Annotated in this window: 10 protein-coding genes and 1 pseudogene; 6 read left to right on the plus strand and 5 right to left on the minus strand. The window is 72.0% G+C overall.

Annotation, left to right across the window (positions count from 1 at the left end; genetic code table 11):
• The 5 genes from AC0ZLC_RS34100 to AC0ZLC_RS34120 form a co-directional block, all read left to right on the plus strand.
• Window positions 1-569: alpha-isopropylmalate synthase regulatory domain-containing protein (locus AC0ZLC_RS34100; RefSeq protein ID WP_476755794.1), on the plus strand; the 569-nt coding region annotated here is incomplete at its 5' end.
• 462 nt (window positions 570-1,031) lie between these two features.
• A complete protein-coding gene (locus tag AC0ZLC_RS34105) occupies window positions 1,032-1,550 on the plus strand; it encodes a hypothetical protein (protein ID WP_476755795.1) in 519 nt (172 codons plus the stop codon).
• An 82-nt stretch (window positions 1,551-1,632) separates the two neighbouring features.
• A complete protein-coding gene (locus AC0ZLC_RS34110) occupies window positions 1,633-2,475 on the plus strand; it encodes a DUF4097 family beta strand repeat-containing protein (RefSeq protein WP_476755796.1) in 843 nt (280 codons plus the stop codon).
• Window positions 2,476-2,628: 153 nt separating this feature from the next.
• Complete coding sequence (locus AC0ZLC_RS34115) at window positions 2,629-3,630, plus strand: ATP-binding cassette domain-containing protein (protein WP_476755797.1); 1,002 nt, start codon at window positions 2,629-2,631, stop codon at window positions 3,628-3,630.
• A complete protein-coding gene (locus AC0ZLC_RS34120) occupies window positions 3,627-4,415 on the plus strand; it encodes an ABC transporter permease (protein WP_476755798.1) in 789 nt (262 codons plus the stop codon). The genes AC0ZLC_RS34115 and AC0ZLC_RS34120 overlap by 4 nt, the downstream gene beginning before the upstream one ends.
• Before the next feature lie 67 nt (window positions 4,416-4,482).
• On the opposite strand, the gene pdxR is transcribed toward AC0ZLC_RS34120, so the two are convergent.
• The gene (pdxR, locus tag AC0ZLC_RS34125) at window positions 4,483-5,925 is read right to left on the minus strand and encodes a MocR-like pyridoxine biosynthesis transcription factor PdxR (RefSeq protein ID WP_476755799.1); all 1,443 of its coding nucleotides are present in this window, start codon (window positions 5,923-5,925) and stop codon (window positions 4,483-4,485) included.
• A gap of 93 nt (window positions 5,926-6,018) precedes the next feature.
• Between pdxR and AC0ZLC_RS34130 the strand changes: the two genes are divergently transcribed.
• On the plus strand, window positions 6,019-6,345 hold the full coding sequence (locus AC0ZLC_RS34130) for a putative quinol monooxygenase (protein ID WP_476755800.1): 327 nt from the start codon (window positions 6,019-6,021) through the stop codon (window positions 6,343-6,345).
• Window positions 6,346-6,441: 96 nt separating this feature from the next.
• Here AC0ZLC_RS34130 and AC0ZLC_RS34135 read toward each other — a convergent pair.
• The 4 genes and pseudogenes from AC0ZLC_RS34135 to AC0ZLC_RS34150 form a co-directional block, all read right to left on the minus strand.
• Window positions 6,442-6,555: pseudogene (locus AC0ZLC_RS34135) on the minus strand (helix-turn-helix domain-containing protein); the annotation flags it as partial.
• A 63-nt stretch (window positions 6,556-6,618) separates the two neighbouring features.
• Window positions 6,619-7,536 carry an AfsR/SARP family transcriptional regulator gene (locus AC0ZLC_RS34140; protein WP_476755801.1) on the minus strand — a complete coding sequence of 306 codons (918 nt, stop codon included), beginning with the start codon at window positions 7,534-7,536 and terminating at the stop codon, window positions 6,619-6,621.
• Window positions 7,533-8,288 (minus strand): thioesterase II family protein, encoded by a 756-nt coding sequence (locus AC0ZLC_RS34145; protein WP_476755802.1) that lies wholly within the window; start codon window positions 8,286-8,288, stop codon window positions 7,533-7,535. Before AC0ZLC_RS34145 ends, AC0ZLC_RS34140 begins: the two co-directional genes overlap by 4 nt.
• 236 nt (window positions 8,289-8,524) lie before the next feature.
• A complete protein-coding gene (locus AC0ZLC_RS34150) occupies window positions 8,525-9,046 on the minus strand; it encodes a GtrA domain-containing protein (RefSeq protein ID WP_476755803.1) in 522 nt (173 codons plus the stop codon).
• Between the last annotated feature and the right edge of the window lie 428 nt (window positions 9,047-9,474).

Raw genomic sequence — 9,474 nt, forward strand, 5'->3', positions numbered from 1 at the left:
TCGAGCTCAAGGGCAGGGAACTGGGCGTCGACCTCGGCGGCGACCGCGAACTGGTCGCCCGCGTCGTCGAACGGGTCAAGGAACGCGAACTGAAGGGCTACACCTACGAGGCCGCCGACGCCTCCTTGGAACTCCTGTTGCGCGAGGAGGCCGAGGGCCGCGCCCCCCGCTACTTCCGTGTCGAGTCCCGGCGGGCCATCGTCGAGGACCGCCCCGACGGCACCCACGCCGACGAGGCCACGGTCAAGCTGTGGGCCAAGGGCGAGCGGATCATCGCCACCGCCGAGGGCAACGGCCCGGTCCACGCCCTGGACCGGGCCCTGCGCGTCGCCCTGGAGAAGATCTACCCCCAGCTCGCCAAGTTCGGACTGGTCGACTACAAGGTGCGCATCCTGGAGGGCAAGCACGGCACGGAGTCCGCGACCCGCGTCCTGATCTCCACCACGGACGGCCAGGACGAATGGTCCACGGTCGCCGTCGCCGAGAACGTGATCGCCGCGTCCTGGCAGGCCCTGGAGGACGCGTACACCTACGGCCTGCTGCGGGCGGGCGTCCAGCCGCTTCCCTAGGGCCTGTCGTTTGGATCAGGCCGGCGTCGCGGGGTCTGGCGCGCACATCTGCGGCGTTGTCGTCGGTCGCCGACGCTCCGCGTCGACTCCCTCCTCCGCCTTGCAGCTGCACGCGCCAGACCCCGCTCGGGTCGGTCAGGACGAACCGTCGGTCACAGCCGGCCTGATCCAAACGACAGGCCCTAGGTCGTGTCCGCCCGGCAAGTGCCGTGAGGCGACCGGCACTTCGCGCCTCGCACCCGGCGCCAGGCCGGGACACCTCCTCGCGAACCCCCATGACGCCACGTGGTGCCACCTGACGTCATTCGGCACTCCCCACGCCTCCTGAAGGCTCATGGTGCCATGATGGCCCGGACCGCCCTCACCGCGTTTACGCAGGTCAGAAGAGCGGACCGCAAGGTCACCGCTCACGCGGCGCCAGACGGCTTGCGTGTGGCACCATCGTGGTGCAATGATGGCGCCATGGATCTCACGCCGTATGTCGACACCCTCCGCCGCGAACTCGCGGTGGCCGCCGAGGCCGGCGGCGACGAAGCCCGCGAGCTGGCCGAGCGGCTCACCGTGCCCCTGGAGTCGGCGACGCGGCTGACCCTGCTCAACGTGCTCTCCGCCGCGATGGACGAGATCACCCGTGAACTCGCCCCCGGCTCGGTCGACGTACGGCTGCGCGGGCTCGACCCCGACTTCGTGGTGACCCTGCCGCCCACCGACGGCGGCGCCCCCGCGGAGCCGGCCGCACCCGCCGAGGCATTCCGCGCCTCGGCCCCGGCCGAAGGCGACGAGGGCGGCACCGCCCGCGTCAACCTGCGGCTTCCGGCCCACCTCAAGGCGCGCGCCGAGGAGGCCGCGGGCCGCGAGGGCCTGTCGGTCAACGCGTGGCTGGTGCGGGCCGTGTCGGCCGCGGTCGACGGCGGCACCCGGCCCCGTACGACGGAGAAGGCCAAGAGCATCGGACAGAGCTTCACCGGCTGGGTCCGCTGAGCCGCGGCGCGCCCGCACCGATTCACCCACACCACGTCCCACCAGCGGGGACGCCCTGAGAACCCAAGAGGACGGGGCAGCCATGCCTTCTTTCGACACTCCCGCAGCGATCTCCGTGACGGCCCACGTGGACGCCGGCTCCATCCAGTTCACCGCGGGCGAGCGCACCGACACGGTCGTCGAGGTGCGCCCCCGCGACCCGAAGAAGGACCTGGACGTGCGGGCCGCCGGCCAGACCGAGATCGCGTACAGCGGCGGCGCACTGACCGTCAGGACACCCAAGTCCAACCTGTTCGGCCGCACCGGCACCGTCGACGTCACGGTCGAACTGCCCGCGGGCTCGCGCCTGGACATGACCGGCGCCTGGGTCCAAGTGCTCGGAGAGGGCCGGCTCGGCGAGGTCCGCGTGAAGACCTCCTCCGGTGACGTCCGCCTCGACACCACCGGCCCGCTGCATCTGAAGGCATCCCACGGCTCGATCACCGTCGACCGGGTCGAGGGCGCCGCCGAGATCACCACCAGCTCCGGCAGCCTGCGCGTCGGCCTCCTCGACGGCCCCGCCGTCCTGAAGAACTCGCACGGCACCACCACCGTCGGCGCCGCGACCGGCGAACTGCGGGTCAGCGGCGCCAACGGCGACATCGACATCGCCCGCGCCGAGGACTCGGTCACCGCCACCACCGCCCACGGCACCCTGCGCGTCAGCGACGTCGCCCGCGGCACCGTCCAGTTGGAGACCTCCTACGGCGCCATCGACGTCGGCGTCCGCGAGGGCACCGCCGCCTGGCTCGACGTCAGCTCCGGCTCCGGACAGGTGCGCAACACGCTCACCGTGTCCGAGAGCGGCGAGGCGACCGAGGACACCGTCAAGGTCCGCGCCCGTACCCGGCACGGCAACATCGACATCCGCCGCGCCAAGGCCTGAGCCCCAGCTCGGCCCGGCGGCGGGGCCTGAGCGCCAGCTTCATCTGCCGCGCCAAGACCTGAGCACCACCTGCTTCAGTCGCGCCGGGCCTGAGCGCGCCCCCCTCAACCGGCCCCACCCAGAGCCCACTTCACCCTTCGAACGGAGGGCCCCATGCCTTCTTCTGTCATGCCCATGTCCAAGCAGGGTGACGGTCACCCGCAGCCGCCGGCCGCCGTCTCCACCACCGCCCTGCGCAAGTCCTACGGCGACAAGACCGTCCTGGACGGCATCGATCTGCACATCCCGGCCGGGTCCGTGTTCGCCCTGCTCGGCCCGAACGGCGCCGGCAAGACCACCGCCGTCAAGATCCTCTCCACCCTCATCACCGCCGACGCCGGCCAGGCCCAGGTCGCGGGCCACGACATCGCCACGTCACCGCACGCCGTCCGCGCCGCGATCGGCGTCACCGGTCAGTTCTCCGCCGTCGACGGCCTGATCACCGGCGAGGAGAACATGCTCCTGATGGCGGACCTGCACCACCTGTCCAAGCAGGAGGGCCGCCGCGTCACCGCCGAGCTGCTGGAGCGGTTCGACCTCACCGAGGCCGCGAAGAAGCCCGTCTCCACCTACTCCGGCGGCATGAAGCGCCGCCTGGACATCGCCATGACGCTGGTCGGCAACCCCCGGATCATCTTCCTGGACGAGCCGACCACCGGCCTCGACCCCCGCTCCCGCCACACCATGTGGGGGATCATCCGCGAGCTGGTCTGTGGCGGCGTCACCGTCTTCCTCACCACCCAGTACCTGGAGGAGGCCGACCAGCTCGCCGACCGCATCGCCGTCCTCCACGACGGCAGGATCGCCGCCGAAGGCACCGCGAAGGAACTCAAGCGCCTCATCCCGGGCGGACACGTGCGGCTGCGCTTCACCGACCCGGCCGCCTACCAGCAGGCCGCCTCCGTGCTGCACGAGGCCGCCCGCGACGACGAGGCGCTGTCCCTGCAGATCCCCAGCGACGGCACCCAGCGCGAACTGCGCTCCGTCCTCGACCGCCTGGACACCGCCGGCATCGAGGCCGACGAGCTGACCGTGCACACCCCCGACCTCGACGACGTGTTCTTCGCCCTGACCGACAGCACCGTGCCCCACCAGCCCAAGGAGACCGGCCGATGAGCACCCTGTCCCTCGCCGTCCGCGACTCGAACACCATGCTGCGCCGCAACCTGCTGCACGCCCGCCGCTACCCCTCCCTCACCCTGAACCTGCTGCTCACGCCCGTCATGCTGCTGCTGCTCTTCGTCTACGTCTTCGGCAACGCGATGAGCGCGGGCATCGGCGACGGCGCCGACCGCTCCGACTACATCGCCTACCTCGTGCCGGGCCTGCTGCTGATGACCGTCGGCTCCACCACGGTCGGCACCGCGGTGTCCGTCTCCAACGACATGACCGAGGGCATCATCGCCCGCTTCCGCACCATGGCCGTCCACCGCGGCTCCGTACTCATCGGACACGTCGTCAGCAGCGTCCTGCAGTCGGTCATGAGCGTGGTCCTCGTCGGCGCCGTCGCCGTGGCCATCGGCTTCCGGTCCACCGACGCCACCGTCCTGGAATGGCTCGCCGCCTTCGGCCTGATCACGCTGTTCTCCCTGGCACTCACCTGGATCGCCGTCGGGATGGGCCTGGTCAGCCCGAGCGCCGAGACCGCCAGCAACAACGCGCTGCCGCTGATCTTCCTCCCGCTCATCTCCAGCACCTTCGTCCCCCTGCACTCCATGCCCGGCTGGTTCCGGCCGGTCGCCGAGTACCAGCCCTTCACACCCGCCATCGAGACCCTGCGCGGACTCCTCCTCGGCACCGGCATCGGCCACAACGGGTGGCTCGCCCTCGCCTGGTGCGTCGGCCTCACGGCGCTCGGCTACGTCTGGTCCGCCTCGAAGTTCAACAGCGACCCCAAGTAGCCCGGCCTCGACCTTGCGCTCGCGCAACGCCCGGTCGAGAAGGAGTGGTTCCCCGTCGGGGTGTCCTTCATCGAGGCGTCGGCACGAGAGACGCCCGCGCCGGCCCACATCGCCGAACTGCGCACTCACGCACGGCCTCGGCGATCCGGTCGGCCGCCCACACCGCCCGGGACGGGGCGAGCCGGCCGTACCCGACGACGAGGGCGGGCGCCTGACGGCTGATCGTGTACCGGGCAAGCGGCACCACCGCGACGCCCAGCTCGCTCAGCCGTGCGACGACGGCATGCTCGTCGGTGCCCTGCGGCAACGGCACCGTCAGATGCAGACCGGCGGCGATGCCGTTGGCGCTGATCGCGACGTGCCTGGTCAGGGCGGCGACCAGAGCGTCCCGGCGGGCGCGGTACGCCTTGCGGGCCCGCCGTAGATGCCGGTCGTAGCCGCCGGTCTCGACGAAATGCGCGAAGGTGAGCTGTTCCAGCGTGCTGGGGCCGCCGCCGGTCGCCTCCAGGGCCGAGAGCAGCGGCCTGCGCAGGCCGGCGGGCGGCACGAGCCAGCCGAGCCGCAGGCCGGGGTGCAACGTCTTGCTGACCGAACCCAGATAGGCGACATGTTCGCGCCCGAGACCGGCCAGCGCGCCGACCGGCCTGCCGTCGTAACGGAACTCGGCGTCGTAGTCGTCCTCCACGATCAGGCCAGAACTCTGCGCAGCCCAGGCCAGCAGGGCCCGACGACGGTCCGGCGACAGCACTGCGCCGGTAGGGAACTGGTGGGCCGGAGCGCAGACCAGCGCGCCGACATCCGCCCGGCGCACCGCCTCGACGTCGACACCCGACGGGTCCACGGCGACCGGCTCGATACGCAAGCCCGCGGCGGCGGCCACCTCCCGCAGGCGGAACCAGCCGGGATCCTCGACCGCCACCCCGGAATCCGCCCTGGTGCTCAGCACGCGCGCGACGGCGGCCATGCCGTGCGAGGTGCCGCAGGTGATCAATACCTCCTCGCTCTCCACCGGGATGCCCCGAGCCCGCCTCAGGTAGGCGGCGACCACCTCACGGAGACGGGGTACTCCCTCTGCGGGCGGGAAGACCGGCGGCGACCAGTCGGCGACGGTGAGCACGTGCTGAAGGGACCGCATCCAGGCAGCGGCGGGGAATCCGCTGGTGTCCGGGGCGCCGGGCCGAAGATCTGCCACACACGGCGGCGCTTCCAAAGCCGCGCTCCGCTTCGGTGCCGGCTCGCTCCGGGCGGCGGCGACCCGGGTGCCCGAACCCCGCCGGGTCAGCAGGTGTCCCTCGGCCGCGAGTTGGACGTACGCCTCGTTGACGACCCACCGGGAACAGCCGAGCTCCACGGCGAGCGTACGACTGGACGGAAGCAGATGCCCGGGCCCGAGCCGGCCCTGCCCGATGGCGATCCTGATCGCGCCGGTGAGGCGCTCGTGCATCGGGCGACCGTCGTCGGGGAGCTCGATGAGCAGGCCGGTGGCGCGATTGGTCCGGTCAGCAGGCACGCGAGTGGACTGTACACCCGGACCGGTTCTTTCTAGCGTCAGTGTTCGAAAGCCCGGCGTTCATGCCGGGCCAGGAACCAGGAGCACCAACTGATGTCATCCGTGAATCACGAGAGCCTCACCGTCGTCGCCCGGCTGCGGGCGAGAGCCGGACGGGAACAGGAACTTCGGGAAGCGTTGACTGCGCTCGTGCCGCACACGTTGAGCGAACCCGGCTGCATCAGCTACGACCTGCACGTCGACGTGAACGACCCGGCCTCGTTCCACTTCCACGAGGTGTGGCGCAGTCGGCAGGACCACGCTGCCAACCTGGGAAAGCCGCACCTCCAGGAGTTCCTCGCCCGCTCGGACGACCTCCTCGACGGCGGCGTCCAGGCGGTTTTCATGCGACGTCTGGCACCCGTACCCACGGCTGCCTGATCATCGGCACCGCGGTGCGGCCCGAGCTGCCCGAGCGACTGAAGGACCGGCGCGGGTCGGGCCGCGGGCGCGCGTCTGCCGTCCGGCCAAGGGCGGCTACCGCTTCGCGTAGTTGTAGACGGTCGCCCGGCAGACGCCGAGCTGGTCGGCGATGAGGTGTGCGGAGCTGCGGGTCTCGAAGAAGCCCTCGCGATGCAGCCGCCGCACGAGCTCACGCTTCTCTCATCCTCACGGCCTTCGTGCTGGACGTGTGTGTTGACGTCAAAGATCAAGCTAGCGGGCCTGGCCCGCTTCCTGGACCCTGCGGAGCAAGGCCCGCTGGTCCCGCACCAGTTGATCGATACGGGTCTGCAGATGCGCCATCTCCGCGGCCGGGTCCACCGGGCGGGGACGCCCCAGCGCCGGCGTGGGGGAGTGGTGGAGGATCGCCTCCATGCGGCACCGCAGGGCCGGGCCCGGCTCGACGCCGAGCAGGGTGAGCAGATGGCGGCGCGCGCGTTCGTAGACGCCGAGCGCCTCCGCCTGCCGGCCACTGCGGTACAGGGCGGTCATCAGCAGGTCGTAGAAGCGCTCGCGCAGCGGGTGGTCGGCGGTCAGCCGTTCCAGGTCGCAGGTGATCTCGGCGTATCTGCCGCAGTTCAGGCTCGCCTCGTACAGGGACTCGAGCGCGGACAGGCGCTGCTCCTCGAGGCGGTGTGCCTCGGCCGTGCAGATGGGGCCGTGGCGGCTGTCCTGCAGGGCCAGGCCCTGCCACAGCGACAGGGCCTGGCCCAGGAGTTCGATCGCGTACCGGGGGTCGTCGGGGACCGCGGCCCTGCCCTGGCGGGACAGGCGGGTGAAGCGCTCCACGTCGGTCGAGGCGTGGCCCAGGGTCAGCAGGTATCCGGTGGGCAGGGTGCTGATCCAGGCGTGGCCCGGGGCGGGCAGCAGCCGGCGCAGCCGGGCGACGTGGGCCTGGAGGGCGTTCGGTGCGTTGGCGGGGGGCCGGTCGCCCCACAGCTCCTCCACCAGGCGGTCCGCGGGCAGGCGTTCGCCGGCGTGGATGACCAGGGTGGCGAGCAGGGCCCGCTGCTTGGCGCCGGAGGGCGCGATCCCGGACCCGGTCGCCCCGTTGTGCACGACCACCGGGCCGAGCAGCCGGAACTCGGTCCCGCGCACCGGGGCCGGTGCGGCGGGACCGAGGACGCTCACCGCGTCGCCCGGGACGGTGCCCTGCCCAGCAGCAGGGCGCGGCGCACGTCGTCCTGGATCCGCCCGGCGACCTCCGGGAGCCGGTCCTGGTAGTAGAAGTGACCGCCGTCGAACAGGTGCAGGCCCAGGAAGTGCTCGGAGGCGGCCGCCCAGCCGTCCAGCCGCTCCGGCGGCGCCACATGGTCGTGGAGGCCGCCGAACACCGACAGGGGCACCGGCAGCGGCACGGCGAGGGGCCGGGTGCGCCAGGTCTCGCTGATCCGCAGGTCCGCGCGGATGGTCGGCCGGAACAGGTCCCACAGTTCCTCGTGGTCCAGGACCGAGGACGACGTGCCGCCCATCGCCACCAGTTCCCGGCGCAGGTCCTCGTCGGACAGCAGGTGCCGGCGGGTGGGGTCCCCGTCGGGGTGCAGTGTGCCGCGTGCGGACACACCGAGCCAGACCGGCGGTGTGCGCCCCTGGTCGAGGAGCAGGCGGGTCAGTTCGTACGCGACGAGACCGCCCATGCTGTGCCCGAAGAACGCGAAGCGGCCCGTCAGCCGGCTGTCCAGCTCGTGCAGGAAGTACTCCAGCAGAGCGCCCGTGTCGCTCAGCGCGGGACGCCTGTCGCCGGGCCCGCGGCCCGGTGCGTCGGGGATCTGCACGTCCCAGCCCGCGGGGAAGCAGGACAGCCAGTCGCGGTACATCCGATGCGAGCCGCCGGAGTGGTGGAACACGAACAGACGCAGCTGAGGCTCTTGGGCCTGCGGCATGGCGACTCCATCGGCGAGACACTCCGGCGCCCGGCCCAAGGGACCTGGATCCCGGAAGCAGGGGTAGGGAGTTGGGACGATAGCCGCCCGGCAGCCGCCCCGGCCGCCCGTTCGAGCGGGCCTCCAAGTGCCCTGCAGGCGTTCTCGAGCGAGCGCCCGCCCGCCTCTTCCGCGCCGGTGCCCGGGCACCGCCCGCCGAGGGGGAGTCCGGTTGCCGCCTCCGGTGCCCGGAAGGCTCAGGCGGCGTGGCAGAGCGCCGCGGGAGCGGCCGGGGCCGAGGCCCGGGCCACGGCCGCGAGCACGGGAGGGGCGGTGTGCCCGGTGGCCGCGGCCCGGGAGCGGCCCTGCGCGAAGACGACCAGGCGCAGCACCGCGAACCGTGCGACGCCGGCGAGCGCGGAGGCGGACAGGTAGACGGCCTGCTCGAGCACCGCGCCGGGCGCCGCCACCAGCAGCTGCAGGACGAACATCGCCAGGCACGTCACCGCGTACGCGGCCGTCGCGGACCCGGCCGACTGCACGTGCTGGCGCCGGGTCGCGCGCCGGCCCGCGCCGAAGGTGAAGCGGGCGTGCAGCTCGGTGGCCAGCAGGGTGGAGGCCGCGGTGATCACGGCGTTGGCCAGCGCCCAGGTCATCCAGGAGGAGAGGGCCGCCACGGCGAAGCTGGAGGCGAGCCCCACCCCGCCGCCGCAGAGGACGAAGCGGGCGAAGGCGGCGAAGGCGCCGGGTGCCGCCTGCTGGCTCCGTGCTGTCTCCATGATCCGCCCCTTTGCCGGCTCACCCCGTGAAACGCGCACCTCTCAGGCTGCGAAGCCGGGGGAGTGCGCTGTGGACGACACCAGCATGGCACACAAGTGGTGTCGTGTGGAGTCTTTTATGTGCCACCCCGGTTGTCCGGGGTGCTGCGGAGTGAAGAGTCGGGAACATTCAGGCAATAGCGGCCCGTTGCCCTGATGGCTCGACCTTTTCGGGCGTGGCCCGGCAGGGAAATGACCTGCGGTTTTACGGATCGTCTCGGGTCGGCGTGCTCGTCACGGCCCGTGCGTGGCGCAGATCGAGTCGCAGTGGCGCCACTTGTGTGCCATGATGGGGCCACGGAAACGGAGCGGCGCCGGGCACGGCGGCGTACGACCTAGAAGGAGCCCCCCATGTCGGTCACCCTCAACGACCAGGACAAGATCACCCT

It is taken from the genome of Streptomyces sp. GLSS-08 (genome assembly GCF_056387915.1).

What these genes read in the sequence shown, in the direction of transcription:
- AC0ZLC_RS34105 (WP_476755795.1), top strand. Translation starts at nt 1,032, where the DNA reads ATGGATCTCACGCCGTATGTCGACACCCTCCGCCGCGAACTCGCGGTG.
- AC0ZLC_RS34110 (WP_476755796.1), top strand. Translation starts at nt 1,633, where the DNA reads ATGCCTTCTTTCGACACTCCCGCAGCGATCTCCGTGACGGCCCACGTG.
- AC0ZLC_RS34115 (WP_476755797.1), top strand. Translation starts at nt 2,629, where the DNA reads ATGCCTTCTTCTGTCATGCCCATGTCCAAGCAGGGTGACGGTCACCCG.
- AC0ZLC_RS34120 (WP_476755798.1), top strand. Translation starts at nt 3,627, where the DNA reads ATGAGCACCCTGTCCCTCGCCGTCCGCGACTCGAACACCATGCTGCGC.
- AC0ZLC_RS34130 (WP_476755800.1), top strand. Translation starts at nt 6,019, where the DNA reads ATGTCATCCGTGAATCACGAGAGCCTCACCGTCGTCGCCCGGCTGCGG.
- AC0ZLC_RS34145 (WP_476755802.1), bottom strand. Translation starts at nt 8,288, where the DNA reads ATGCCGCAGGCCCAAGAGCCTCAGCTGCGTCTGTTCGTGTTCCACCAC.
- AC0ZLC_RS34150 (WP_476755803.1), bottom strand. Translation starts at nt 9,046, where the DNA reads ATGGAGACAGCACGGAGCCAGCAGGCGGCACCCGGCGCCTTCGCCGCC.